Consider the following 24263-nt stretch of genomic DNA (forward strand, 5'->3'; position numbering starts at 1 on the left):
CAATTATTTTTATCAGTAACGGCTTTAAATTTGCAGTATAGAAAATCTATTCCTTTCTTGTAAAAACAAAATGAAAAAAAGTCTTATTGCGCTGTCATTAGGTGGTTTAACGATCGGTATTACAGAGTTTGTAATGATGGGGTTGTTGCCTGATATTGCTTCAGATATGAATGTTTCCATTCCTGTGGCCGGATATTTGATTTCGGCTTACGCACTTGGAGTTGTTATTGGAGCACCCTTATTAGTAATCCTTGGAAGAAATTATGCTCCCAAGAAAATGCTTTTAATTTTAGCTGTGATGCTGACCGTTTTTAACGCTCTTTCGATCATTGCACCGGATTACGAATTTTTATTCGCTTCTAGATTTTTATCCGGATTGCCCCATGGTGCTTTCTTTGGAGTAGGAGCGGTAGTAGCAAGTCGTTTGGCGGATAAAGGCAAAGAAGCTCAGGCTATTGCCATTATGTTTTCAGGTTTGACATTGGCTAATCTGATCGGAGTGCCAATTGGAACCTATATTGGACACCATTTTATCTGGCGTCATACTTTTATACTTATTGCAATTGTCGGTTTGCTCACTTTTTTGTTTCTCTATTTATGGATGCCAAATCTGGAGAAAAATCAAAATGTAAATATGAGGACACAATTAAAATTTTTCCAACAGATCGATGCTTGGTTAATAATCGGAATTACGGCAGTTGGTTTTGGCGGATTGTTTGCCTGGATTAGTTATATCGCACCTTTATTGACCAACGTATCTAAATTTGCTGCGGAAGATGTTTCGTATATCTTGATTTTGGCAGGTTTGGGAATGGTTGTTGGGAATTTCTTAGGCGGTAAACTGGCCGATAAATTTTCACCGGCACCAACTACCTTAGCGTTATTGTTTGTAATGTCGGTCGATTTGATTTTGGTTTACTTTTTCTCTTTCAATCAATATGCTTCTTTATTCTTTACTTTCTTAACGGGAGCAATTTCTTTTTCTGTTATTGCACCTATTCAAATGTTGATGATTCGTACTGCGAAAGATGCAGAAATGATTGCTTCGGCTTCTTTGCAGGGAAGTTTTAACATCGGAAATGCACTGGGTGCTTTCCTTGGTGGATTACCTCTGGCGGCGGGTTACAGCTATGCTTCACCCAATCTTATCGGGGTTGGAATGTCTGTTGTTGGAATGCTTATCACTTTTGTTCTGATTCAGAGAAGAAGTACCGCTGTGGAAGTACAGGAAGTTAAAGTAGCGTAATTTTTTAAAGAAAAAATGACTTGAGGAGCGTATAAAAGTGTTTGTCTTTGTTCCGGGAAAATGGTACAGGTTTTAAGAAAGTGCGTTTTGAACTTTGACAAAGAGTTGCTAACTTGGCATACGAAAAAAAGCCACAGATTAAAGGATTAAAATGATTAAAAAATCTGTGCGAATCTTTTTAATCTGTGGCAAAAAAATAATTCGTGGCACTATTTAAAAAAACAAATTGCTTGCTTTGATGTAGAATTTTATTCATAAAAAAAGGCTGACAATATACTCGTCAGCCTTTTTTGTATTCGAAAGAAAATGATTTTTACCAGCCTTTTACAGCTCCGCCTTTAAATTCTTTTTCGGCCGCTTTTTCAACCTCAACCGATTGGAATGCTTTTAAGAATTTAAGAACTTTTGGATCATTTTTATTGTCTTCTCTTGAAACTACCAGATTTACATAAGGTGAATCTTTATCTTCCACAAACAAAGCATCTCTTGATGGAACAAGTCCGGCTTGTGAGGAGAATGTATTATTGATAATAGCAATCGTTACATTTTGATCGTCTAAGGTTCTGGGAATTTGTGGTGCTTCTAATTCTAAGATTTTTAAGTTCTTTGGATTTTCAGCAATGTCAATTACTTTTGGTAAAAGGCCAACATTATCTTTCAATTTTATAAGCCCATTTTTTTGAAGTAATAATAACGAACGCCCACCATTTGTCGGATCATTTGGAATTACGATTGTACTTCCCGGTTTTAATTCAGCAAGTGTTTTTATTTTTCTGGAATAAGCGGCGATTGGATAAATAAAAGTTTTACCGATTATTGCCAATTTGTACCCTCTTTGTTTTGCTTGTGCATCAAGATAAGGTTTGTGCTGAAAAGCATTGGCGTCAATGTCGCCTTGATTTAAAGCTTCGTTTGGTACTACATAATCATTAAAAGAAATGAGTTCAACTTCTAAACCGTATTTGTCTTTTGCTACTTTTTGAGCGGCTTGAGCAACAGCAAATTCCGGCCCCGTAGCAACACCGATTTTTATGTGATTAGGGTCGTTTTTCTTTTCTTTTCCACAGTTAGAAAGCGTTAAAGCTAAGAGTAGAATTCCTGTAAGTATCGAAAATTTATTTCTGGTATTCATATTTTTATTTTTTAAATTAAAAAGGAGTTTATCTGTGATCGAAATATTTTGAAAGTCTGTCTCCGGTAAATTGTATGATAAATACAAGGGCCACAAGCAAAACTAAAACGGTATTCATAATGGTTGCATCATAACCGATATAACCATATTGGTAGCCAATTTGTCCCAGTCCGCCTGCACCAACGGCTCCGCCCATTGCAGAATAGCCAACAAGGGTGATCAGGGTAATGGAGGCCGCATTTATAAGAGACGGAAGTGCTTCCGGCAGTAACACTTTATATACAATTTGTAGTGGTGTGGCGCCTAAAGCTCTTGCCGCTTCGATTAATCCTGAAGGCAGGCTCAGTAAACTGTTTTCGACCAATCTTGCAATAAAGGGAGCAGCTCCAATACTTAAAGGAACTAAGGCAGCACTAACTCCAATTGAAGTTCCAACCAAAGCTCTTGTAAAAGGAATCATCCAGACAATTAAAATAATAAACGGAATCGATCGGAAGATGTTTACGAGTATCGAAAGAATTCGGTTGAATACAACGTGTTCTAAAATCTGACCTTTTCGGGTTAGAAAGAGTAATATTCCCGAAGGAAGACCCAATAAAAAACCGAAGAATCCGGCTAAAAATGTCATTACAATAGTTTCTAATGTACCTTGTAATAGTAGTGTTATAATAGATTCAGACATAGCCTAATAGTTCTGTTTTTACGTGTTTGTCATTAAAAAATTGAATGGCTTCTTTTTGCTGAGTTTCATTACCAGATAATTCAACGATAAGAATTCCGAAATTGGTTTCGCCGGCATAAGCGGTTTGTGCGGTAATAATATTGGCATTCACACCAAACTGAATTGCAGCCTGAGTTAGTATGGGTTCGTTTACCGATTTCCCGTTCAGTTCCAATCGCAATAAAGGAAATAAGCCCTCTTTGTAAACCGATTGTAAACGGTCCTGATACAGTTCGGGAATTTCAATATGTAAAGAGGAAGCTATAAACTCGCGTGTCAATTCGTTTTTTGGATTGGCAAATATCTCTCCCACCGTGCCTTGTTCAATTAATTTTCCATTACTGATTACGGCAACCTCATCACAAATTGCTTTTACAACTTCCATTTGATGGGTGATTAGTAAAATGGTAATGTTCAGACGTTTGTTGATGTCTTTTAATAAATTTAAAATCGATCTGGTCGTTCCAGGGTCCAATGCGCTTGTTGCCTCATCACATAAAAGGACTTTAGGATTATTGGCTAAAGTTCTTGCAATGGCTACACGTTGTTTTTGTCCGCCAGAAAGACTCGCCGGATAATCATTGATTTTTTCGGACAGTCCAACAAGGTCTAATAATTCCAGTACACGTTCTTTGATAGTGCTTTTGGAAGCTCCGGCTAATTCTAATGGAAAAGCCACATTCTCAAAAACGGTACGGGAGGATAAAAGATTAAAATGCTGAAAAATCATTCCGATTTGTCTTCTTTCTTGCGCCAACTGAGAATTACTTAATTGTAATAATGATTTTCCGTCTACAATTACGTCTCCTGAAGTTGGTTTTTCCAGTAAGTTGATACAACGGATCAGGGTGCTTTTTCCTGCTCCGGAGGTACCGATAACTCCAAAAACTTTACCCGCAGGTACGTGAAGTGATACATCCTGAAGAGCAATAATTTCTCTTCCTGTTTTATAAAACTTTTTAGTAATATTCTTTAATTCTATCATATTCTGGTATTTCTAGTCGATTTGAAGAGTAGAAAGAAAAACACAATCTCTCTAAATTTCGCTGCAAATGTAAGTCACATTTTTTTTATAACAAAATCTATCGGCTAAGTAGAATATTAATTAGATGTTAATTATTGCATTTAAAAGCTGCTTATTGTTTAATAATGCGTTGAATTAGAGGGGTGATTTTAGGAATGTTTTATTTTTTTAGTTCTCGGTCTCAGTCTCAGTCTCAGTCTCAGTTTACATTTTACAACTTCATAGTAATAAACTAATAATACAATCTAAAATCAAGGAGTTTGCAAAGATTATAATGTTTCTGGTACAATTCTTCAACTACTTCGGTAAGATCATCATTGTCCTGATACAAACTAAAAAAGGCCTTGTCGATAGTGCTGTAACTGGCAATTTTGTTGTAAGAAGATCCATAACCCGAAATAGCACGTGCTCCGGTTATATCCAGAAAGTATTGGGCTTCTTCGGCGGTTAAGTCTAAGATTTTTCTGTTGGCGAAGTGGATTACTTTCCCTTTCATTTTTCCTTCAAAGAGTTCGGCTATTTCTTCCAGACTATAGTAATAATCGTGTAGGCAAATATTGTTGGGCTCTCCGGGCATTACTAAATATATGATTTCATAATCTTTAAAATTATGATCTTCATAAAGTAATATGTTCAGACTTTCTTCTAATCCTTCAATGGTGTCGCAGGCTCTGTAAATACTGGCTATACCTTGGTCAATTGCAATTTCTTCTAGATTTTTGACAACCTCAGTTGCACCAATGGTTTCTACATCAGGAACGCCTTCCAGACAGAAAATAAATTTTTCATAATCCATACCATTATATTTTCCGGGTTTCTATAAGCAACATAGGGGTCGCCTTTGTTCTTCCTGACAAATATATTTTTTATTGTATAAAAAGTAGTAAGTGAATGGGATTTTTAACGATTTTTTTTTAGTGTTTAGCTCTCGGTCTCGGTCTCGGTCTCAGTCTCGGTCTCAGTCTCAGTCTCAGTCTCAGTCTCGGTTTGCGAGTTCGGATTTGAGACTGAGACTGTGACTGAAAACTGCGACTGCAAACTAAAAAAAAGACACCAAGTTTTTTTGGAATAAAATTTGTGTTAGTCGAGGAGCGATTTAGATGACTATCAAAAAACTATACCAAACTAATTAAATAAAAAACCACGTATGAGAATTTTTAAATGGACGAAGGAACAAATTGTAATTGTATTGTGTCTTGTATTTCAAATTGGACTTTCGCAGAATAGGACGCTGGTTGTTGTCGACAAAACAACAGGTTTTCCTGTAGATAATGCCGCTATTTTTTCTATAGAGGAAAACGAAGGAACATTTACAAATTCAGAAGGTAAAGCGGCTATTGTATTGAAAAATGGTACTTTTAAGATCTCAAAATTAGGTTTTGATGATGTTATTTTAGAAAAAGGAAGGGAGCTGCAATCAGATACTATTTTTATGATTGCCCAAGCAGTTCAGCTTGACGAGATCGTTATAAAATCTTTTAATTTAAATAAAGCAATACAATATGTTTTAGATAATTATGCTCGTTTTTACGTTCATACTCCATTTGAAAAAGAGTGCAGTTTTAAAGAAACAGTATCGGTAGATAACCAACTAAAAAGATTAATTCTGAGCAAGATCAATTGGTGGGACAAAACGTATGAATTTCAAAAGAGGAGTAAAATAAAACTGCGTTTGGGCGCGATTGATTATAATAAAAATATTCCGCTGGATATTTTTACAGATGTTCCGCGTGTCAATGAGAATAACAGTGGTTATATAAATCCCGGTTCTTTAATTAGTGCAATTTATTTGAATTCCTGTCTTTCGAATTTCGTTAAGTTTAATAAAGACGTAATTGGGGTAGTCGAAGAATCTCCTTCGGATCAGATTATAGTATCTTTTGAGTCGGATTGGGAAACGACTAAAGAAGTTTCTAAAAGAGTAAGAGGTAAAGTTATTTTTGATAAAAAATCTAAGGCCGTTTTAGAATTTAGAAACACGGTCGAATACCAAAACAATTTAACTAAGGGAATTGTAAAAGAGAGTAAAAAGGAATCTATAACAGAAAACAAAACAGCATCGTGGAGGTTAACTTTTCATAAAATAGAAAATGATGTACTGGCATTAAAATCTTTTGAAGCCAGCGCGGAAGCATTAATCACCTATGACAATAAAATGCATCCGGTAGTTTTTGAAAATTCCATCTATGTTTTTAAAGAAACGGCAGTTGATAAAGTAAATAATGATGGTTTAATTAATCTTTCGAAACCCATTTATCAAAGTTTGCCTGTAGCAACAATTGCGAGTACAAACACGATACTTTTGAATAAGATTGAAAGTGATTTTATTAATGGCAAATAGTAAAATGTGGTTTGTAAATTACAAACTGAGACCGTAGACTGAGACTGCACAGCGAGACTAAAGACTAACCACTAACTTCTGCACAGGCTTTTTATGTCCGCAGGCGGCACAGAAGGTAGCTTTTGAAGTTCGATAAGGTTTGTTGCAATTTTCGCAGGGAGAACCATATAGTACAATTCTGTGATGCATGATGACATTGGGGTCCTTTTCTTCATAACCGGAGAGTTCTTTGTAATAATCGAGTAGTCCTTTAAAGCGTTCCTGTCTTGTCATAGTACACTTGCCGGTTTGAAAACCGTGACGATACATTTTTGTTGCTATAAGATGTTCTTCTTCATTCAACATCGGGACTTCTTTTTTGCAACGCCAACACCAAAGATTTTTCATTGTATTATTTTTTATTAATCTAACTTTTGCAATGTTTTGTTGTGATATTCTGCTTTTTGTTTTTTTATCGGTAGCAGTTTTTTACATCCGATTACAAAAATCGTTTTTATTGTAAATAAAAAAACACGTATAAATACCTGTTTTTAGAGAAAAAGAATACTTTATCGAAAAGAAGTTTGTATAGGTTGTAGGTAAAGATAATCAGTGGTTTACAGTTGTTGCTTTGTTTTTAGAATTTTTACTTCTATGTAAATCAATCCAAAGATTATTAAAATTTCACCAATAAAGTAGCTTATTCCTAAAGTAGTAAGCCGGTCCAGAAAAAAGAATACCAGTCCAAGTGTTGTAAGACAGTAGATGGAATTGGCCAGAATAATTGGTTTTAATAATTTTTGAATATTGGGTTTGGATATTGTAAAGGAAAAGAACGAATAGAAGGCAAAAAGAAATGCTGTTAATGACAGCACAGTGAGAATCGCTCTTGGCATACCAAAATAAATGTCAAAGGGACTGAGAATAAACAATAATAGAACAGCGGTCAAAAGAGCTCCCAAACCATCTAGGAGAAAAATAGTTTTGGGTTTAGATTGTATTTTTTCGATTTGCTTCGAGAACAGATTCATTTTTTATTGGATTGAAATGTGTTATTTAATTTAACTTCTTAAGATCTTCTCCATCGTTTTTCCCTTTGCCAGTTCATCGACCATTTTATCCAGATAGCGAATCTTTTGCATAAGTTTATCTTCAATTTCTTCCACACGATAACCACAGATTACCCCTGTGATTTTTGAAACGTTTGCATTCATTTGTGGTGCTTCTGCGAAAAAGGTTTCAAAATCAGTTTTGTTGTCTATTAATTGTTGTAATTCTTCAGGACTATATCCGGTTAGCCAGTAAATTATAGTATCTACTTCCTGCTTAGTGCGGCCTTTTTTCTCCGCTTTATTGATGTAATGCGGATAGACACTTGCAAATGAGGTTGTGAATATTCTATGTTTTTCCATGGGATTCAATTTTCAGTTTTTCTATACTAACTAATCGTATGGCTCCCAAAGCTGAATTTTGTTGCCCTCCATGTCAATAATATGAACAAATTTTCCGTACTCGTACGTTTCTATGGTGTCAACAATAGTCACGCCTTCTTTTTTTAATTCTTCGACTAATGCCTCCAAATCGGCGACTCTGTAATTGATCATAAAGTCTTTTGCGGAAGGCTCAAAATATTTTGTGGTTTCGGGAAACGGACTCCATTGGGTAGAACCATTTTTGGTGGAGTCGGAAGCTTCTTTCCATTCAAAAGTGGCTCCATATTCGTTTGTGTCCAAACCAAGGTGTGCTTTATACCATTCTTTCATTTTGTCAGGATTATTGCATTTAAAAAATATGCCTCCAATACCGGTTACTTTTTTCATTTTTGTTGTTTTTATGGCTAAGTTAAAATAGCTTTTTTTACGCTTTTGTGTTTAGAATTAATCGGATGATCTTCCACTGTCACAGGTGATTTTACTTTTCTATTATTTCTTGAATAGCGATTCTGTTTCCTTCGCTGTCCTGGAATTCGGCAACGATAAATCCGTAATTTTCATTTATCGTTTTAGGATACAATATGGTTCCGTTTTGTGCCAGTACTTTTTGTAAGGTTTGGTCGATATTAGCTGTTCTGAAATAAATTATAACACCCTCTTTTGAAGGTTTGTAAACGTCTCCTTTTGCTAATGCTCCCGAAATTCCGCTACGAGCATCTTCAAATGGGAATAAGGTCATTTCGTAATGATCGATTATTTCTCTTTCAAAACTAAAACCAAATACATTTCTATAGAAATTTTCGGCCCGATTCAGATCGTTCACGGGAATTTCAAAATAGATTACTGGATTTGTTTTGGCCATAGTGGTTTTGTTTAAATGGTTTTACGCAGATTTAGTAAGTCAAACTCCTTAATATTACAGAAAGAATCCATTAAATCTACGTGAAAATTGCTTACCGCTTTGATGCCGAATAAGTAAAACTAAAGATAATACTATTTAGATAAATTTTGATTTAGAATTACTGCCGTTTTTTTTATTTAAAGAAATCGCAGGGATTATTTTACGACTTGATAAGAAAGACAGGAGGTCAGTCAAACCTGTTCTTTCTCATTGCTCCTGAAGCTAAGCGGACTCATTCCGGTTTGTTTTCTGAAGAATTTTCCAAAATTAGAAGTGTCAGAAAAGTTAAGTTGGAAGGCAATCTCTGCGATGTTGAGGTCGGTGTGTTTGATCATCAGTTTGGCCTCTTTGATAATTCTGTCATTGATCAGCGTAAGCACAGTTAAACCGGTTATGATTTTAACAGATTTAGACAGGTGGCTGACGCTCACCGTGAGAAGATCGGCATATTCTTCTACTGTTCTTTTAGTGAGATAATGCAAGTTTATCAATTGTATAAACTTTTTGGTGAGTACTTGTTGTGCGTTGGGTAGTTTTACCACTTTTTGTTGCTCAATAATCTCAAATTCTTTTAACTGATAAAGCAGTGCGAAGAACTTATGTACGGCTATATTGTAAATAGAGTGAGAAGCTTCATAGGCCAGAAATACCTCTTCGAAACGGGGTGCTATGTTTGCGTAATGACTTTGAGTGAGTTGAAATAAATTGGTATTTAAGGTATCAAAGAAAGGAAATTCCTGCACGAAATCGGGTTTAAAAAAATGAAAACTATCCTCTTTAAAGTAGATTAAATAGCCCTCGGTATTTTTGTCTCTGAAAAAACTATAAACCTGCCTTGGAGACTGAAAAACCAAAAAGGATTCCTTTATATTCTCTTCAATATTATTGTAACCCACCTGCGTGTTTCCATTAGAAATTAAAAGTGCTACAAAATAGAAACCTCTGCGAAAAGGTGATCGGTAAATATCTCCTTTGTGTTCTGCCAATCTCATACAATAAAACAGAGGATTCGAGGTACGGTGTTCAACACCGGTTGATTCTAAAAAAGAATTGATACTATCGTAAAAGGGAATGTTTTCTTTTTCTTCAGGCATATTGGTTTAAGGTGTTAGTCTAACAGAATAAAGGATTATAACTAATTTACTAAATGTATTTGGACGTATTGCAGGCTAACGATTTAGGACGCGCTAACGTAAAGTCTAATATCGAAAATCAAATCGAATTGTGCAATATTCAAACGCTCCTTTGTAAGAATAAATTGAAAATGCCGGAATTGACCATTATTATCCTTTTTTGAACCATTTAAAGCTTTAAAGATCAGGTACCTTTGATTCTTATCAGGAAATGATTATTAATCATGCTATCAAAAAACTTAAAACAAATGAAAATGTTTCTATTAAAAATTCTGGTAGTACTAGTTATTCTAATAGCTGTACTATGTATAATTGCCGCTTTTGCCCCAAAAAAGTATGTCATCACAAGAGAGATTACGATTAATAAACCTGCTGAAAATGTATACGAGTATCTGAGGTTTCTTAATCATCATAGGGAGTTTAATCAATGGTTAAAGTATGATCCGAATACTAAAATTGAATTAAAAGGAAAGGCAGATGGACAGGAGGGAGCGATTCTCTCTTTTGAAAGTGAGCATGAAAAATGTGGAAAGGGCGAGTTTGAAAATGTCCGACTTATTAAAAACAAGCAAATAGATTTTAAAATCAGATTTATGGCGCCTTATGTTTTTACTGCCGACGGAACTTTGTTCGTTAATGCGGTCAACGAGAATCAAACAAATCTGGTGTGGAAGTACCAAGGAGGGAAGGACTGGCCAATGAATATTATTTTGTTATTTGTAAACATGGATAAAATCATTGGTGCCGATATCGAGAGTACCATGAGAAATATAAAAACGAACACTGAAAAACTATAAACTATGTCATTTGCAACCTATCTAAAAAACATCGAAGAGAAAACAGGTAAAACACCTCAGGATTTTCAACTTCTTGCCGAACAAAAAGGCTATACGGTAAATGGGGCGATGGGGCCAACTATTAAAGCCACCAATATCATCAACTGGTTAAAATCCGATTATGATCTCGGACACGGACATGCCACTGCCATGTATGCTTATATCAACGGGAAACGAGAATGATCGTAATGATACTATGGTTCTCAGTACTTATTGTTAATACAGTTTCGGGTCATTAGTCCCGATTGTTTTATTACTTTTAAAACAAAGCTGACAGGTTTCAAAAACCTGTCAGCTTTGACTTTTTTAGTATTTAATTCTCTTTATAAAATTAGATTTGATACAAGTTTTTTTTTGCTTTACGGGGATATCTCATTTAAAATGATAAGATTGCAAAAAAAATACATCGATAATTGAATTATTTTTCCTGTTCTAAATTATCAACATCAGAAATCTGATCCAGTATATTGGTTTGGTTGGGTGAGACGTAATTTTTCGTTTCATTAGCATTTTCTTTCTTAAAAAGAATATCTAATGCGTTGTACAATTTTAATAAAACATCTTTGTCTTCTTTTGCAATATCTAGAGCAGTATTAAAATTAAAAACATAATTGTTCGAATTGCGTACTTCTACTTTTATCGTTTTTGATGTGATTTTAAATTTTACTATATCCATTGTTTGTAAATTACTTAGTTTGCAAAACGTTGTTTTCAAGGGAGTTATTGTCCCTTTTTTTTGAAATAAAACACCAATAAAAAACCCCTAATCAATGGATGATTAGGGGGTTGTTTTTGTAGCGAGGACGGGAGTTGAACCCGTGACCTCAGGGTTATGAATCTTGCATCGATTCTAAACCCCTTTATTTGCTGATCCCTATACACTGTTTTGTTGCGGCAAAGATATAAATCGTATGCGGTTTTGTATTCTCAGATTGTTTTTTTTTTTTTTAATTTTTTACGGGCACTTCGTAATCGGTTAAATAAAAATTAGAGACTATATGAGATTTCTTTTGTGTTATTTTTTTTGTTTAATCTAAATTTAATAGGATTGTAATTTTCAATTTTTGGTTGTTTAAGCTTTGGGCTAAAAAAAAGTACTTCTTGGCCAACTCTTGATTGATATGCAGAGTGATTAAATGAATATTCTTTTAAATCGAAAGGCTTATATAATTCTTGAATGTTAGGATTATTGTCATATGACACTACCCAATTGATATTTTTAATTTGGGCTATACGATCACTTACACTTTTGTGGTTATTGTATTGGTAATGATTCATATATAAAGATTCGGCTTTTAAATAATATGGAGGGTCAAAATAGAAAATCACATTTTCATTTATAGATTCTTGTTCAATTTTATCAATTAGTTTTATAGCATCCTTTTTATAAAGTCTAATATTTCTTTTGTGCTTTGCAATTGCTAAAATTCTTTTTTTTAATTCTTCTTTGTTAAAACGACAGTCTATTTTATATTCTCCTTGCTGATCTAATCCTCCCATCACTCCGCCGCGAATAATTCCTGAACGGTTGGTTCTATTTAGAAAAAAAGTTGAAAAACCTAAATCTAATAGGTTAGCTGTTTCTTTAAGGTTTTGAATCTCTTTTTGACTGTGCCAAGTATCTATAGTTAGCTCTACATCATCAATGCGTTTACAAAACTCTTTAGTTTTATTTAATATTGAATGCCAAAAAGCATATATTGAGCGGTCTTTATCGTTAATCGTGATATTGTTTACATATCCTTCCATTAACAGAAAAAGAGCAACTGAAGCACCACCTGAGTATGGTTCAACATAGTGTCCGTTTATATTGTTATCGATACATATTTTGGCCAAGAACGCAGCAAGTTTATTTTTACCACCGGGATAGCGTAATGGAGAATAAAACATTTAGAATAGTTTTTTTGAATGACAAATAAAATGAAAAATAATTAACTTAAATAATTATTCGGAAGCCTCTTCTAGGTCTAGATTGTTTAAATCTGATTCTAAAGCTTTAAAAAATTTTAATAATGTTTTCCAGGCTCTAATGTTATGTCCTTTATCTATAACAAAATCAATATTATGAACCGCTAAATCAAGCCCATCTTTGACGCTTGTTAAATAATTTTTTTGATTCCTAAACTCGCTTTTAGATAATAAATCGGTTAGTTTATGATTTATTGTATATTCTAACATAGTCCCTAGACTACTATTATCAAATTCTTCTTTTACTTTGAAACCTAATAATCCTGATACCACATCTTTGTTTAAATCAATTTGCATATCATGGTTATTTTTTAAGTAGGATTCTAAATTTTCTATTCTTTTTGAGTTGTATGCTTCTTTTTTAGTTCTTACTGCTTGTCCAACATTATCGAAGAGTTGTTTTCGTGTTAGATATAAAAACAATAATTGTTCTAAATATGTTCTTAAAAGTATCGCAAAAGAGTAAGCTTTTCCTTTTGATAATGTTTTTAGTTCAATGAATAGAGTGTCAATTTTTTCATCGTTAAAGAACAGAGTTTCTTCTTGGTCTATATAGTAAAAGTTAGCGGCCGAACTTACATTTTTATTTGGTTTTGTATTTAATACTTTTTTTAGCGATTCATTCTCTATTTTTTTTTCGGCTGAAAAACTTTTAGTATTCTGCAATTGGGTTTCTACTGTAAAATCAAAATTTGGATTTTTGTTCAAACTTTCAATGTAAGCTTTCTTTTGTTCTTTATTACCAAAATCACGTGAAAATGCGGTAGTATTTAAAATTTGTTCAAATATGTATGTACATCTTTTTCGAAATTCTTCGTCAGGGATATTGATTATTAATTCTCCAGTTACATTGTTGAAATCAATCCCAAGAAATTCTTTTCCCTCAGCATCTTTGTAAAAGCGTTCTAAGTTTGTAAATTCAAAGTCCTTTACCGAAATAGAAATGTTTTTTTCTTCTAGTATTTTTTTTCCTTCTAGAAAGAGATTAATTGCTTTTAAAGGTTCAATAGTTTGACTGCTACTTAAACCTAATGAATTTGATATTTCTTCCAAAGTTAATCCATCTCTGTAAATCATATCTGCTAAAAATGAATATTGATTACCTGTTTTCCATTTTTTTAACGAATCTCCTTTGTGACGATTGTAAATTAATGGGTTTGCCATTAATCTATTTGGAGAAATAAAGCAGTTTATTTTTTTTGTAACATCAATATTATTCTTAGTTATGTTTTCTTTTAGGATTTCTGCTCTCTTTTTTGTTAAGTATTTGGTCGGATCTTGCAATATTTTTAGAGCAGCAGTTCTGCGATTTCCTTCAAGTACAATTTTTTTGTTGTTTTCCTCGCAAATAATTGGTGACTCACCAACGAAATAACCTTTCTCAGATATTTCTTTGGCTAATTCAAAAACACTTTCATTTTCTATTAAAAAAGTAATAATTCCTGATTGCGTTAATACGACATCACCATAATTAAGACGAGGGTTGTTTAAATCTAAATATAAAGAGTTTAGCGAAAAATCTTTTTGTTGCCAATTTGAATAATCAATATACATATTTTTTGGTTAGGTTAGAGAATAGTTTTGCAGTTCAATTTATTTTCAGATTTATATTAATAAAAAGGTAAATTTTTATAATGTTTTTTTTATCCATACAATCCGCATAGTAGCAATACTATGCGGTTTGACTTTTATCTGTTCCTCTCAGTTCAGTTATTTCATTTTTATACATTTCGCAACGATCCTTTATTAAGGATAAATTTTCTTTTAATAATTCGTTTTGCTCTTCAAGAAGTTTCATTTTGTCAGAAATTACATTTGTTACTTCGGTCGGCACATCACTTCTTACAACATTTTCATCTAAAGCAAAATATTTTTCGTATTGACTTCCCTTTATAAAATAATAAGGGCTTTTGTTTACTGCTGCGCATATTTCAACCAAGAAACTTAACGTAACATCTTTTGTTTTGAATCGACTGTTCAAGCTTTGAGGTGTTATGTTTAACTTTTTTGATAGCTCAACAAATTGAGTGTCAATTAATTGTAATTTTTCTTTCAAAAAACCTCCGTCCATTATAAAGATATTTGTTTATCGTAAAGATATTTGTTTATATTTGCTCAAACGAAACGTAACTAACTCGTTACTAATTGTCGAAAAGCGTGTAACACGAATATACTAAAAAACGTGTTGCAAATGCTTTTTAAAATTTTGTAAGAATAAAACACGAAAATAATGCAAAATGAATGTCAAGTTTTACGGAAAACCGCAAGGACTGCAAAAGAAAATCGACGTTATCGATTGCACCAAAAATTAGTAAGGGCAGGCGTGAAGTATAGCCCAGATATAAAGACTATTTATGTGCCGTACTACGATGATTTTCAAAACAAGGACGTTCTCGAATTGCAAAAGAATTATAACTATCAAATTCAACTTGAAATATGATTTCAAAAAAAGAAAAAAGGTTATTGATTGAAGTATTAGGACGTCAGTACACTCCTAAAATTATGCCTTATTTACAAAATGTAGGTATTAAAAATGAAAAAGGAAAGCAATTCTCAGTTGATAGTATTCGTATGATTACAAACGGATTTCGGGAGAATGAAAAAGTAGAATTAGCGATTATGCAATTGATAAATAAAACAGTCAAAGCAAAAAAAGCAATGGCGCTTAAACGTAAAAAATTATCTAAAAAATAAGATTAATGAATCCAAAGGTATTATCAATTTTTAACAACGCTAAAATTTTTCTTTCCCCGGAGGAACTGAAAGAATTAGCCTTGTGTATTGATAAAGAATTTGGAAAGCCAATAGCTAAGAAAGCCAAAAAATCAACTGCATTAGAAAATTGGACATTAGAAAGTGTTACGGAACAACTTTTGGCGACCCAATTTAAGAAAAGAAGCAAAGCGTAAAAATACCTCCAGCAAATGCTGAAAATCCCTAGACGCATTCGGGCGTTATACGTCCGATGCTGAAAGGTTATTTGTAAAAAACTATGAGTAAACAAAATTTAGACAGTAGAGTGTTTTCTTTAGCATCGAATCTTTTTGGATTTGGTGGTACTGCAGAAAAACAAACTATACAGGAAACCATTGCAACAAACGTTGCAGGGACATTGCAAAATGAAAACCGCATTATGGCTGTTTACCCAGCAATTAGCATGGAAGCTTTTGGTATTACAATGGATAATTACAGAAAATATATTGCAGTATATAACTTTAAAACTAATGCTGAAAATGAAATTACGGAGAAGCACAACAATAATGTCAGAGCTTTTTTAAAAGAGAACCAGTTAAACGATGTACAGAAAGAATTTGCCAAGCTATTTAATCAAAAAAGCTCTTCTTTAAGACCAAGAGTTTATAATGAAGCTGCTGACGAGTTCATGAAAGAGTACGGTTTGATTATTTTGAAAAAGAAGGTTCAAACAGTAAAATATGCTACAGAATTGGTGTTTCAAAATTTACTGCACTTATATAACTCACAATTAATGAAACGTAACGAACAATATATGAAATTGAGAGTTACAGCTATTAGACCCATTGAAGAGTTTAAAATTAATTCATTTTTAGTAACAGCATTACAACGTAATGGAGTAAATAGTTTAGACCTCTGTAGAAAGACTGTGCGTAATCATAGACAACGTTTAGAAGAATGCGGGGTTTTTGTTGATTATCATTTTTCGGGTCAAAATAGGCCAGTTGAAGTGCATGTAAATAGTGAGATTTTAGCAGTTTTAGATCTCAAAACCTCAAAAATAATATCTATTGAAAATCAATTAGTTACCCCTGTAAACGGGAAGGTTTTACCTGATAACAATGAGAATACTAGAACAGAATTAAATGAATCTGAAATGAATGAGAATGTTAAGAACATTTCTCAATTTGATAAGGAGTTCCCTTCGGTCACGCCCTCTAATTTGTTTTTTACAAGAACACCACCCAGCAAACTGCAAAATTCAACTGAGGTGGCGGGGGCGGATAGTGTTAAAGTTTTGGAAACACTGTCAGAAAAGTTGCAGAATCTAATAATACACCCACAAGAACTAGCCGTAAAGCTTGCTAATCACGAATACAATAATTATAAACCGATTGATGTAAGATACTTTTTTAAAGAAGCCTATTCCGGAACGATGTTAAAAGAAGATTTTAGGGAATTGGTAATTCAAGACTTTTTTAAGGTTATTTCAAAAATTTATAAAAATGCTACGCCTTTTGTGGGATCGTGGAAAAAAGCCATTTCACTTTATATGCAAAATAAATGGATTGCCTTTACTGGGGAATCATTTAATAAAGCTGCAATTGTTGAAGATGTTCAGAAAATGCGTTGGAGGATTGAATGGGCTAGGAAATGGTACATTAAAAATAATTTTTCGCCATTGTTTCCTGCGGATTATTTTGATATGACCCGAAAAACGGCAAAAGAGGTAGGCTTTGAATATACAAAATTGAAATGGGAAGAGCATTTGCTAAATAAATCAAAATATGAAGCTTTAAAAAAGAAGCAAGAAGCTAATTCGGTTCGAAGAAAAGCAACAATTAATCATTCTCGAAAATGTGAAAATGAAGTTAATCGTTTTTTTAAGAACAAAATTACCTTACCTCAGTTGTTTGATTTCGTCGAGAAGAATTTACCAGTTGAATATTTAGAGAAATTACCCCAAATGATTGAGAAGAAAACATTAAAGATAAATGAAAAAATAATCAATATAGATAATGATTTTGCACAATATGATTTTAGTGAATTTTAACCTAACCAATTTTAACTATGCCAGTATTTGCCCCTCAACAATCAAAAATTAAAATGGTAATCCTTACCAAAAGTAAACGAAGTAATACGGTTTGGTGGTCACCAATAAACCAAAATAAGCGTAACAGTGAATCAGTAGTGAAAAGTATGCTAAGAAGATTCGAAAAACATGCTTTAGCGAAAGTTACTAACGTTGTGCAGTTTTATGAAAATGGGAATTTAATTGCAATGAAAAGATTATGATTACAATTAAGCTCAAAAATATTGAATATCAGGATTTTGTAATCCTTCAAAACATTGTTAGTCAATTACGGTTAAAACGGCTAGAAATGTTACAAAATAGTATAATTAATGATGCTTATTTCAGTAATATCCTAACGATCGATGTTGCAACAGGCTTATTTTTTAGATTGAGAATGAAGATTGAAAATAAAGCAAAATCATTTTCAACTTTTAGTCTTAAAATTTATGAAGCGATTGTTCTGCTACAATGTTGCAACGATTATACTGCTAGTGCCGAACACGAAAAATTCGTGGTAAGAAAATATTTTACAGAAATACATAAACAAATTGTTAACCTCTAAAAAGTAGATTTTTTTCAAAGCCAGGAAAAGCTGCAGCAGAAGATCTGAGTGAAAAAAATCTACAATTCAATGACATGATAAAGAAAAGTACATATATAAGAAGCTTTACAACGACACAATTAATGCAACTTGAAAAGGTGGCAAAAGAGCAAAATATTAAAACCGTTCCTGAAATTCTGTTTTATTCTCTTGATAATTATTTAGAACAAAAACAGGAGATAGCAAGTTTAAAAAGAATAATAGAGCTTAAAAAAAATAATATAACTACTCTCGAAATTAAGCTTGATTTTTTTAAATCCGCATCAAAAAAAATACATGAATTAAGTGATTATCTAAAAACAAAGAAATAAAAGAAATCTGTTACTAACCTCAAGCTATCAGTTTATGAACCTTAAAACTTTAAACTACATTAGAAATAAATCCCAGCTTCAAGAGCTTTTTATGAGTCAATTTACAGTAAACTATATCCGACAGGAAATAAATGATATTATCAATGAAACCCGAAAATCTGCAACTGTCGGGGCACGGTTATTTGCCAAAAACATATCCACTTTTGAAGTTATTATTTTTATTGATCGCAATGGAGTGCCTGACGGTTTTGTTCTTTCAGAGGAATTAAAAATTAAGTTGGATGAATACCGCAAATCCTTTGCAAAGGGAAAAGCTTTACAAAGTCAACTTTTAAATGCAATACTATAAACAAGATGGCAGTAAAATCTAACAACCAAACAAACGCCCTAATAAACCGCAGCTTTATCATTCGGGTATTGGAAAATCACAAAGAAAATCCAATCAAAAACACAAAATTAACCTCCGCAAACAAGCTTTCAGACTATCTAAATGACGAAGAACAAAAAATAAAGCTTTTTAAGAAGGTATTAGAGGGTGATAAAGACAAATACACCTTTCTGATAAGAAACCGCCTTAAAATCGATTTTCAGTCAAAATAACTTTAAACCAAAAAAGCAGTATTCAAAAACTATTGAAATACTGCTTTTCTATTTTCTGAAAAATTACTGCTCTAAATTTTTATATATCTTAGAAAGCCTATTGTTTTGTAAGTACAAAAGAAGTTTCAGGAAATACTGGAGCGACAATACCGTTGGGACATAAATTAGTAACAATCATTTCTGAAGTTGGTACTAAAAATAATTTTATTTTTGTTAAATCAGTTTTATTAACCAGACCAATGTAAATATTTCCCATTTGTCCACAATGAAGTTCTTTTCCCATGTAGTTTAAGACATAAGTATTTTTTTGAAGATAATCTCCTTTTATAATACCACTGGCCTCATCGGGTAATGTTGTGGTGTCTTCAACGACAACTCCATTTTTTGTAATTTTATATCGCATTAACAACATATCTATATCCAATATAGAATGATCTGTATACTTCATAAAACGTATTTCATAGTTCAGATTGTTGTAAACTCCTTTCCAAGTGCCTACGTACTTCCCCAGTACATTGTTTACATCTTTGATGTAATCTATTTCATCTGGAGCTCCTTTTTTATCATTCATTTTGTATTCACCATATTGCTCTAAAGTGACCACGACCTGCGCATGAACGTGATTGTTACAATATAAAAATAGTGCAATTATTATGATTAGTTTTTTCATTGTTTTTATTTTCTAGTTATTAGTAGTAATTTAAGGGCAGGGGTTGGTAACTTTTTTTCTTCTATGATCGAGTGTTTTATTCTCTGCTGTACCATCGGGTTTAATCTTGTACAACTCAATATTTGCCATAGGGATTTTATCTCTTACAAATAATAAAAAGGCTTTTTCAGTATCAGAATATCTTGAGAAATATCTTTTATAATCATCAATCAGCTTATCATCGAAATTTAGCCCCATATTAATCCCATTATTAACCCCTATATATTTTAACATATAAGTGCCGGAGCTTGTAACCATAGTGCCATAAACATCAATAAGCGGGGTGTTATTTACACTTGCATTTTTTAACAAAAGTATAAATTTCATAATATCTGGCGGAGAAAACATTTTTATTGGTTGTTCTACAATAGGACTACCATCAGGATCTAGTTTTTCTGTTTCAATTCTATCAACATGAGTATGCATATATCCGATATCATCTGATTTTATGGGAAATTTCACCTCATGTCCATTAACCCCGAGTTCTAAGGGGTAAAAGCTTCCATCCTTTTTTGCGCCAAACCCTGTTTCATGTTTCAGACCGGTGTTTTTTTTCAAAAGCTCCATTTGTGTCTTAAAATTAGCATCTGTTGTTTGTTTTTTTACTTTGTCGCAAGGGTCTTCATAGGTATCTACAACACTGCCAGCCCCACTACCGGTGCCACTACTTTCGCTATTCCAAGTATAGTCGATTTCGCCAGAAGCTTCGATACCACCCCCTGCGGCATACCAATCAAAGGATGCAAAGTCTAAAGAATACGACTTGTGGTATCTGTGTATTATAATAACTTCACGTAATGTTCCACCCTCTACATCTTTAGCAGTTTGTTGTCTTGCAACTTCAAAATATTGCGAAACCAGTACACCATTTTCAACTTTAAACCCGGTTATCAGATTGCCATCGATCTTATAAATAAATAGTTTTCCCGAAAAAAAGCGAGTTGCTATGTCTTTATCAGGAGTCATTTTTACTACCGCAGATTTTAAAATGCCGTTGACTTTGAGCATTACCAGTCGTGAATTACTTTGCGGATCTTCTAAGAGCAAGGGAACAACCGTTAAAAATTGATCACTGTTTATTATTTTCTCATGGCTAATATGGTTGCCATCTGGTGATAAAAGAGCCTTTTTACCAGTTTGAGAATTTGTTTTTACGGGATACTGTTTCAGGAACTCAAGGGCTTCATCGGTACTTACCGTTTTAATGTCTGAGCCATTTTCTACTGTGGTTTCTTCGGTCTGACAATTGGTAAATGTCAATATCAAGGAAAGAAAGAGAAGTAAGTAATAAATTTTTGGTTTGTACATTTTTTTGGTTTTTAAGATTTTTCTTAGTTGTTTTCAAAAATATACTATTTGTTTATCCCAAACAATAATCTAAGTTTTTTTTTATATTAATTTTTAAAAACAGCTTAAATCACTACATATCTTAACGTTATAAAATACCCTCTCCTGCAAAGAAACGGGTATTTCTTTGCAAAACCTTTGCAAAGCTATTCAATCCTACAAAACCTCCCGCAACCCTTGTAAATCCTGAATCGTAAACAAATAACCTATGCATCTTTGTAAAAGAAAAGCCTAACAACCTAATACAAGAACGAAAACGAGATAAATGGATATTGATAACTTGTTACAGAGGAACATCTTAGGCGGTCAAGAGTACGAACCGTTGTTTCCAGAGGTTAGCTGTGATAAGACTAACCTCGGCAACGGCTCTACCTTTGATACGGTCAGAATGATAAAAGAAATGGTTGTCAAATACAACCATCAGACAAAGGAAGTTGCAAAGCAATTGCAACAAGAAACACTCAAAGAAACTTGCGATAAAATATATTGGTTTTTATACAATCATATTCAGTATAAAGCCGATGGCGTGGAGCAAATGCTTAGAAGTCCTGCCTGTGCTTTTAAACAAAGAGCCGAGGGGGTCGATTGCAAAACCTACTCAATTTTTGCGAGCTCTTTACTGGCAAACATGGGAATAAGGCACTATATCAGACAAATCAAACAGCCTAATTTCCGACCTGATTTGTATACCCATGTCTACGTAATTGTACCGCTGAATCAAGAGACAGGCGATATAAAACAAGGCTATTTTATCATAGACGGCACAACTAGCACAAACCGAGAACCTATTTATATCATGGCACACGACACAGAAGTTAACCTACCTCATTATGGGCTGAATGCTCCCAAATCCAAAACAAACCCCAAAGGCTTTGCAAAGAAATCCCCAACCGTTGCAAAGAAAAACGCTAACATTCCCGTATTCTTAGGAATTGGAGCATTCTTTGGGTTTTTATTTTTAAAAGAAAACTAATTAAACAATGAAGTATGATACTAATTAATGCAGATGAAACGGGCTTAGGCAAGCCCAGATGGATGAAAAAAATCAGGATGCGAAGCGTCAGTTTAAAAAATGCCGTCAAAGTAGCCAAGTTTGCTGCTCCTATTGCAGCGGGATTTATTCCAATTGGAGGCGGTGTAATCTCGAAGGTTTTAAATTCAAAAGGAGGCAGATTAATCAACAAAGTTGCAAAGTCGAAAGCCGTTAGAAAAGGAATAGCCTTTTCCAAAACCTCACTAGGTAGAAAAGTTGTAGGCGCAGTAAAAAATCGAGCCCGTCCACAAATTGAGCCTGTAAGTAGTCTTGTTCCTGCCTCTTACGCCCCAATGTCCAACGATGCAGCAGCAGAACAAAACGAAAGTGGTTCTTATAGCGAATCCTTAGAAAATACAGTAACAGAGCAACCCGTTGGTGAGCTCACGCCTGTAAAGGCAATTTCAACAGCAAAGCCAATGCAAACCCCTGCAAAGAACAACACTCTTTTGTATGTCTTAGGCGCTGCAGTTGTAGGAGGCGGAATTTATTTAGCCACAAAAAAAAGTAAGTAATTAAAATTAATCACAAATGAATAAAGAAGTAGTAGTCATTGGAGGAGGAATTGTCGGCGGTATGCTGTCAAATGGAGCGAGTACGTTATTACCTCAATCCGAAAACCCGTTAATGAATCTTGTACTGGCGGGTGTATCTGCCTTTGGTGCAACAAAAGTTTCAGGTATTAATACAAAGGATAATCTTTTAAGAGGAGCGTTAATAGGTAGCGCAGTTGTGCAGACTTTAATCGCTGTTAGAAAAGTATCTGAAAAACACCTGAGTTCAAAATTTACAGGAACGGGTAAAGGATCATTATTTGCAAAAGGTGTAGTTGGTTTAGCCTGCCCTGATGGTGAGGGTCTAAACGGTCAGTTTATGGGTGGCGATGGTCATATTTATGAATACGACGAGCAAGGTTTGAACGGTACTTTCATCGATGAAGCAGGAAATATTTTCCATGATGAAGGATTAAATGGAGAATACGAAGAGTTGTACGAAGAACAAGACGGTTTAAACGGAGCGGAAGCAGATGTATACGGCGAAGAAGATCACGGGTTAAACGGAGTAAATGAACACGAACTTTACGAAGAGTTGTACCAATAAGCAGTTAAAAACAATATAAAAACGAGCTGTAAAAAGCTTTGAATTATCAATCATCAATCAAAAAACAATTACAATGAGCAGAAGAACAGAATTAGCGTCAGCGGTAGCGACAATTAAGGCTAAAAGAAACGGAGCAGTTCCAAGAGTAGGACAGGTAGAACTTACAGACAAAACCTTGTATTTAAACGTTGCCATCAAAGGGCAAGGGGGTACAGTTGGGATTGTCGATGTGAATACCAAACGTGAAGTCGGTGTAACCAACTTTGACGGAAATAAATTAAATGCCGGACGTGACTACATCATTGACAGCATTAGAATACTCAGAGGTTCAAATGCAAGCGCCAATCTTAGAAATGAAGTTTGGGACGCTACACATATCAATTCAAACAAACTTTTCGATGCTGCTTTTTTAAATGCAGAGCTTCGAATCAAACAAGATGGTAACGTCTTAACCGATATGCCAATTACCGATCTTACAGGTGACACAACGAATTTTTTCAGAAACCTTTCTACTTCTCCTTTAATTCGTTCGAATATGGAATTTGAAATTGAAATCGAATACCCGAAAGGGGTTGCTGTGGCTACGACTGCAGAGGTTAACGTACGTTTCGAATTTAGAGTACACCAAGCAAAACGATAATCAAAAGGTTTAGTATTCACAAAAAAGCCGTAAAACGTAAGTAGTTACGGCTTTTTTCAAATAACACACACAAATGGCAGTAAGAGAAAAAGTAGTCAATATGACCATCAAACAGGGAGAAACAGAAGCATCATTTACAACGGCTTTAGATGTTGGTTTTATTATGGGAGCAGAACTCCACACCAATCATACGGACATGGATAATTTTGCAGAATATGGAATTTTTGACGACAGCAGCTCCGCATTTTCAAAACCCACACACATCAACCATTGGAAACGAAGAGAAGGCTCAGGATTTGAAGACAGCTACAAACCGTTACTCTTTGATACCGAATCCAAGACCTACACTTTTAGAGCCAAAACAAAGAAAGCAGTAGATAAAGAGACCTATTTTCATTTGATCCTGATGTATAAAATTCAACAAAGTCCTTGCTCTTAA

General features: G+C 33.8%; 30 protein-coding genes. 15 read left to right on the plus strand and 15 right to left on the minus strand.

Going from position 1 to position 24263, the window contains the following annotated elements; genetic code table 11:
- Positions 1-70: 70 nt before the first annotated feature.
- Positions 71-1246: an MFS transporter gene (locus ACHRV5_RS14590; RefSeq protein WP_047774022.1), complete on the plus strand. Its 1176-nt coding sequence runs from the start codon at positions 71-73 to the stop codon at positions 1244-1246.
- Positions 1247-1559: 313 nt separating this feature from the next.
- Here the strand turns inward: ACHRV5_RS14590 and metQ are convergent, their stop codons facing one another.
- From metQ to ACHRV5_RS14610, 4 genes are all read right to left on the minus strand, one after another.
- Entirely contained in the window at positions 1560-2378 is an 819-nt protein-coding gene (gene metQ / locus ACHRV5_RS14595; RefSeq protein WP_047774021.1) for a methionine ABC transporter substrate-binding lipoprotein MetQ, read from the minus strand.
- A gap of 28 nt (positions 2379-2406) precedes the next feature.
- Positions 2407-3060 carry a methionine ABC transporter permease MetI gene (gene metI / locus ACHRV5_RS14600; protein WP_047774019.1) on the minus strand — a complete coding sequence of 218 codons (654 nt, stop codon included), beginning with the start codon at positions 3058-3060 and terminating at the stop codon, positions 2407-2409.
- Positions 3053-4084 (minus strand): methionine ABC transporter ATP-binding protein MetN, encoded by a 1032-nt coding sequence (gene metN, locus ACHRV5_RS14605; RefSeq protein WP_230003133.1) that lies wholly within the window; start codon positions 4082-4084, stop codon positions 3053-3055. Before metN ends, metI begins: the two co-directional genes overlap by 8 nt.
- A gap of 271 nt (positions 4085-4355) precedes the next feature.
- Positions 4356-4919: a DUF6642 family protein gene (locus tag ACHRV5_RS14610; RefSeq protein ID WP_395427248.1), complete on the minus strand. Its 564-nt coding sequence runs from the start codon at positions 4917-4919 to the stop codon at positions 4356-4358.
- A 351-nt stretch (positions 4920-5270) separates the two neighbouring features.
- On the opposite strand from ACHRV5_RS14610, the gene ACHRV5_RS14615 reads away from it, so the two are divergent.
- Positions 5271-6464 (plus strand): hypothetical protein, encoded by a 1194-nt coding sequence (locus ACHRV5_RS14615; protein ID WP_395427249.1) that lies wholly within the window; start codon positions 5271-5273, stop codon positions 6462-6464.
- Between the two features lie 57 nt (positions 6465-6521).
- Here the strand turns inward: ACHRV5_RS14615 and ACHRV5_RS14620 are convergent, their stop codons facing one another.
- The 5 genes from ACHRV5_RS14620 to ACHRV5_RS14640 form a co-directional block, all read right to left on the minus strand.
- Positions 6522-6851 (minus strand): hypothetical protein, encoded by a 330-nt coding sequence (locus ACHRV5_RS14620; protein ID WP_395427250.1) that lies wholly within the window; start codon positions 6849-6851, stop codon positions 6522-6524.
- Positions 6852-7504: 653 nt separating this feature from the next.
- Positions 7505-7855, minus strand: coding sequence for a DUF2200 domain-containing protein (locus ACHRV5_RS14625; protein ID WP_395427251.1), 351 nt, complete (start codon positions 7853-7855; stop codon positions 7505-7507).
- 30 nt (positions 7856-7885) lie between these two features.
- Positions 7886-8263: a VOC family protein gene (locus ACHRV5_RS14630; RefSeq protein ID WP_395427252.1), complete on the minus strand. Its 378-nt coding sequence runs from the start codon at positions 8261-8263 to the stop codon at positions 7886-7888.
- A 91-nt stretch (positions 8264-8354) separates the two neighbouring features.
- Positions 8355-8738: a VOC family protein gene (locus tag ACHRV5_RS14635; protein ID WP_395427253.1), complete on the minus strand. Its 384-nt coding sequence runs from the start codon at positions 8736-8738 to the stop codon at positions 8355-8357.
- Between the two features lie 230 nt (positions 8739-8968).
- Entirely contained in the window at positions 8969-9871 is a 903-nt protein-coding gene (locus ACHRV5_RS14640; protein WP_395427254.1) for a helix-turn-helix domain-containing protein, read from the minus strand.
- 293 nt (positions 9872-10164) lie between these two features.
- On the opposite strand from ACHRV5_RS14640, the gene ACHRV5_RS14645 reads away from it, so the two are divergent.
- Positions 10165-10707, plus strand: a complete 543-nt coding sequence (locus ACHRV5_RS14645; protein ID WP_395427255.1) for an SRPBCC family protein — start codon at positions 10165-10167, stop codon at positions 10705-10707.
- 3 nt (positions 10708-10710) lie between these two features.
- Positions 10711-10929: a DUF4287 domain-containing protein gene (locus ACHRV5_RS14650; RefSeq protein ID WP_395427256.1), complete on the plus strand. Its 219-nt coding sequence runs from the start codon at positions 10711-10713 to the stop codon at positions 10927-10929.
- Between the two features lie 235 nt (positions 10930-11164).
- Here the strand turns inward: ACHRV5_RS14650 and ACHRV5_RS14655 are convergent, their stop codons facing one another.
- The 4 genes from ACHRV5_RS14655 to ACHRV5_RS14670 all read right to left on the minus strand — a co-directional run bounded on the left by ACHRV5_RS14655 (position 11165) and on the right by ACHRV5_RS14670 (position 14785).
- Positions 11165-11422, minus strand: a complete 258-nt coding sequence (locus tag ACHRV5_RS14655; protein WP_047773996.1) for a hypothetical protein — start codon at positions 11420-11422, stop codon at positions 11165-11167.
- A 311-nt stretch (positions 11423-11733) separates the two neighbouring features.
- Entirely contained in the window at positions 11734-12636 is a 903-nt protein-coding gene (locus ACHRV5_RS14660; RefSeq protein ID WP_395427257.1) for a DNA adenine methylase, read from the minus strand.
- 54 nt (positions 12637-12690) lie between these two features.
- Complete coding sequence (locus ACHRV5_RS14665; RefSeq protein ID WP_395427258.1) at positions 12691-14268, minus strand: hypothetical protein; 1578 nt, start codon at positions 14266-14268, stop codon at positions 12691-12693.
- Between the two features lie 118 nt (positions 14269-14386).
- A complete protein-coding gene (locus tag ACHRV5_RS14670; RefSeq protein WP_395427259.1) occupies positions 14387-14785 on the minus strand; it encodes a hypothetical protein in 399 nt (132 codons plus the stop codon).
- A 365-nt stretch (positions 14786-15150) separates the two neighbouring features.
- On the opposite strand from ACHRV5_RS14670, the gene ACHRV5_RS14675 reads away from it, so the two are divergent.
- The 6 genes from ACHRV5_RS14675 (at position 15151) to ACHRV5_RS14700 (ending at position 18743) form a co-directional block, all read left to right on the plus strand.
- Positions 15151-15408 carry a hypothetical protein gene (locus tag ACHRV5_RS14675; RefSeq protein ID WP_395427260.1) on the plus strand — a complete coding sequence of 86 codons (258 nt, stop codon included), beginning with the start codon at positions 15151-15153 and terminating at the stop codon, positions 15406-15408.
- A 5-nt stretch (positions 15409-15413) separates the two neighbouring features.
- Positions 15414-15623 (plus strand): hypothetical protein, encoded by a 210-nt coding sequence (locus tag ACHRV5_RS14680; RefSeq protein ID WP_395427261.1) that lies wholly within the window; start codon positions 15414-15416, stop codon positions 15621-15623.
- Positions 15624-15706: 83 nt separating this feature from the next.
- Complete coding sequence (locus tag ACHRV5_RS14685) at positions 15707-17461, plus strand: hypothetical protein (RefSeq protein ID WP_395427262.1); 1755 nt, start codon at positions 15707-15709, stop codon at positions 17459-17461.
- A 328-nt stretch (positions 17462-17789) separates the two neighbouring features.
- Entirely contained in the window at positions 17790-18044 is a 255-nt protein-coding gene (locus ACHRV5_RS14690) for a hypothetical protein (protein WP_395427263.1), read from the plus strand.
- A 74-nt stretch (positions 18045-18118) separates the two neighbouring features.
- A complete protein-coding gene (locus tag ACHRV5_RS14695; protein WP_395427264.1) occupies positions 18119-18394 on the plus strand; it encodes a hypothetical protein in 276 nt (91 codons plus the stop codon).
- A gap of 34 nt (positions 18395-18428) precedes the next feature.
- Entirely contained in the window at positions 18429-18743 is a 315-nt protein-coding gene (locus tag ACHRV5_RS14700) for a hypothetical protein (protein WP_395427265.1), read from the plus strand.
- A gap of 348 nt (positions 18744-19091) precedes the next feature.
- Here the strand turns inward: ACHRV5_RS14700 and ACHRV5_RS14705 are convergent, their stop codons facing one another.
- Together ACHRV5_RS14705 and ACHRV5_RS14710 are read right to left on the minus strand one after the other, a co-directional pair.
- Positions 19092-19664: a DUF6705 family protein gene (locus ACHRV5_RS14705; protein WP_395427266.1), complete on the minus strand. Its 573-nt coding sequence runs from the start codon at positions 19662-19664 to the stop codon at positions 19092-19094.
- Between the two features lie 30 nt (positions 19665-19694).
- Complete coding sequence (locus ACHRV5_RS14710; RefSeq protein WP_395427267.1) at positions 19695-21011, minus strand: hypothetical protein; 1317 nt, start codon at positions 21009-21011, stop codon at positions 19695-19697.
- Between the two features lie 304 nt (positions 21012-21315).
- Here ACHRV5_RS14710 and ACHRV5_RS14715 point away from each other — a divergent pair, with 304 nt between their 5' ends.
- The 5 genes from ACHRV5_RS14715 (at position 21316) to ACHRV5_RS14735 (ending at position 24263) form a co-directional block, all read left to right on the plus strand.
- Positions 21316-22023 carry a transglutaminase-like domain-containing protein gene (locus ACHRV5_RS14715; protein WP_395427268.1) on the plus strand — a complete coding sequence of 236 codons (708 nt, stop codon included), beginning with the start codon at positions 21316-21318 and terminating at the stop codon, positions 22021-22023.
- 14 nt (positions 22024-22037) lie between these two features.
- Positions 22038-22598 (plus strand): hypothetical protein, encoded by a 561-nt coding sequence (locus tag ACHRV5_RS14720; protein ID WP_395427269.1) that lies wholly within the window; start codon positions 22038-22040, stop codon positions 22596-22598.
- A 16-nt stretch (positions 22599-22614) separates the two neighbouring features.
- Complete coding sequence (locus ACHRV5_RS14725; RefSeq protein ID WP_395427270.1) at positions 22615-23184, plus strand: hypothetical protein; 570 nt, start codon at positions 22615-22617, stop codon at positions 23182-23184.
- Between the two features lie 73 nt (positions 23185-23257).
- Positions 23258-23824 (plus strand): hypothetical protein, encoded by a 567-nt coding sequence (locus tag ACHRV5_RS14730; protein ID WP_047779073.1) that lies wholly within the window; start codon positions 23258-23260, stop codon positions 23822-23824.
- A gap of 73 nt (positions 23825-23897) precedes the next feature.
- A complete protein-coding gene (locus ACHRV5_RS14735; protein ID WP_047779074.1) occupies positions 23898-24263 on the plus strand; it encodes a hypothetical protein in 366 nt (121 codons plus the stop codon).

This window comes from Flavobacterium sp. FlaQc-52 (assembly GCF_044007495.1).
Classification (GTDB): Bacteria; Bacteroidota; Bacteroidia; order Flavobacteriales; family Flavobacteriaceae; genus Flavobacterium; species Flavobacterium cupriresistens.

Excerpts from the sequence above, each read along its gene's own strand:
- ACHRV5_RS14590 (WP_047774022.1), top strand. The coding sequence starts at position 71 with ATGAAAAAAAGTCTTATTGCGCTGTCATTAGGTGGTTTAACGATCGGT.
- metQ (WP_047774021.1), bottom strand. The coding sequence starts at position 2,378 with ATGAATACCAGAAATAAATTTTCGATACTTACAGGAATTCTACTCTTA.
- metI (WP_047774019.1), bottom strand. The coding sequence starts at position 3,060 with ATGTCTGAATCTATTATAACACTACTATTACAAGGTACATTAGAAACT.
- metN (WP_230003133.1), bottom strand. The coding sequence starts at position 4,084 with ATGATAGAATTAAAGAATATTACTAAAAAGTTTTATAAAACAGGAAGA.
- ACHRV5_RS14610 (WP_395427248.1), bottom strand. The coding sequence starts at position 4,919 with ATGGATTATGAAAAATTTATTTTCTGTCTGGAAGGCGTTCCTGATGTA.
- ACHRV5_RS14615 (WP_395427249.1), top strand. The coding sequence starts at position 5,271 with ATGAGAATTTTTAAATGGACGAAGGAACAAATTGTAATTGTATTGTGT.
- ACHRV5_RS14620 (WP_395427250.1), bottom strand. The coding sequence starts at position 6,851 with ATGAAAAATCTTTGGTGTTGGCGTTGCAAAAAAGAAGTCCCGATGTTG.
- ACHRV5_RS14625 (WP_395427251.1), bottom strand. The coding sequence starts at position 7,855 with ATGGAAAAACATAGAATATTCACAACCTCATTTGCAAGTGTCTATCCG.
- ACHRV5_RS14630 (WP_395427252.1), bottom strand. The coding sequence starts at position 8,263 with ATGAAAAAAGTAACCGGTATTGGAGGCATATTTTTTAAATGCAATAAT.
- ACHRV5_RS14635 (WP_395427253.1), bottom strand. The coding sequence starts at position 8,738 with ATGGCCAAAACAAATCCAGTAATCTATTTTGAAATTCCCGTGAACGAT.
- ACHRV5_RS14640 (WP_395427254.1), bottom strand. The coding sequence starts at position 9,871 with ATGCCTGAAGAAAAAGAAAACATTCCCTTTTACGATAGTATCAATTCT.
- ACHRV5_RS14645 (WP_395427255.1), top strand. The coding sequence starts at position 10,165 with ATGTTTCTATTAAAAATTCTGGTAGTACTAGTTATTCTAATAGCTGTA.
- ACHRV5_RS14650 (WP_395427256.1), top strand. The coding sequence starts at position 10,711 with ATGTCATTTGCAACCTATCTAAAAAACATCGAAGAGAAAACAGGTAAA.
- ACHRV5_RS14655 (WP_047773996.1), bottom strand. The coding sequence starts at position 11,422 with ATGGATATAGTAAAATTTAAAATCACATCAAAAACGATAAAAGTAGAA.
- ACHRV5_RS14660 (WP_395427257.1), bottom strand. The coding sequence starts at position 12,636 with ATGTTTTATTCTCCATTACGCTATCCCGGTGGTAAAAATAAACTTGCT.
- ACHRV5_RS14665 (WP_395427258.1), bottom strand. The coding sequence starts at position 14,268 with ATGTATATTGATTATTCAAATTGGCAACAAAAAGATTTTTCGCTAAAC.
- ACHRV5_RS14670 (WP_395427259.1), bottom strand. The coding sequence starts at position 14,785 with ATGGACGGAGGTTTTTTGAAAGAAAAATTACAATTAATTGACACTCAA.
- ACHRV5_RS14675 (WP_395427260.1), top strand. The coding sequence starts at position 15,151 with ATGATTTCAAAAAAAGAAAAAAGGTTATTGATTGAAGTATTAGGACGT.
- ACHRV5_RS14680 (WP_395427261.1), top strand. The coding sequence starts at position 15,414 with ATGAATCCAAAGGTATTATCAATTTTTAACAACGCTAAAATTTTTCTT.
- ACHRV5_RS14685 (WP_395427262.1), top strand. The coding sequence starts at position 15,707 with ATGAGTAAACAAAATTTAGACAGTAGAGTGTTTTCTTTAGCATCGAAT.
- ACHRV5_RS14690 (WP_395427263.1), top strand. The coding sequence starts at position 17,790 with ATGTTACAAAATAGTATAATTAATGATGCTTATTTCAGTAATATCCTA.
- ACHRV5_RS14695 (WP_395427264.1), top strand. The coding sequence starts at position 18,119 with ATGATAAAGAAAAGTACATATATAAGAAGCTTTACAACGACACAATTA.
- ACHRV5_RS14700 (WP_395427265.1), top strand. The coding sequence starts at position 18,429 with ATGAACCTTAAAACTTTAAACTACATTAGAAATAAATCCCAGCTTCAA.
- ACHRV5_RS14705 (WP_395427266.1), bottom strand. The coding sequence starts at position 19,664 with ATGAAAAAACTAATCATAATAATTGCACTATTTTTATATTGTAACAAT.
- ACHRV5_RS14710 (WP_395427267.1), bottom strand. The coding sequence starts at position 21,011 with ATGTACAAACCAAAAATTTATTACTTACTTCTCTTTCTTTCCTTGATA.
- ACHRV5_RS14715 (WP_395427268.1), top strand. The coding sequence starts at position 21,316 with ATGGATATTGATAACTTGTTACAGAGGAACATCTTAGGCGGTCAAGAG.
- ACHRV5_RS14720 (WP_395427269.1), top strand. The coding sequence starts at position 22,038 with ATGATACTAATTAATGCAGATGAAACGGGCTTAGGCAAGCCCAGATGG.
- ACHRV5_RS14725 (WP_395427270.1), top strand. The coding sequence starts at position 22,615 with ATGAATAAAGAAGTAGTAGTCATTGGAGGAGGAATTGTCGGCGGTATG.
- ACHRV5_RS14730 (WP_047779073.1), top strand. The coding sequence starts at position 23,258 with ATGAGCAGAAGAACAGAATTAGCGTCAGCGGTAGCGACAATTAAGGCT.
- ACHRV5_RS14735 (WP_047779074.1), top strand. The coding sequence starts at position 23,898 with ATGGCAGTAAGAGAAAAAGTAGTCAATATGACCATCAAACAGGGAGAA.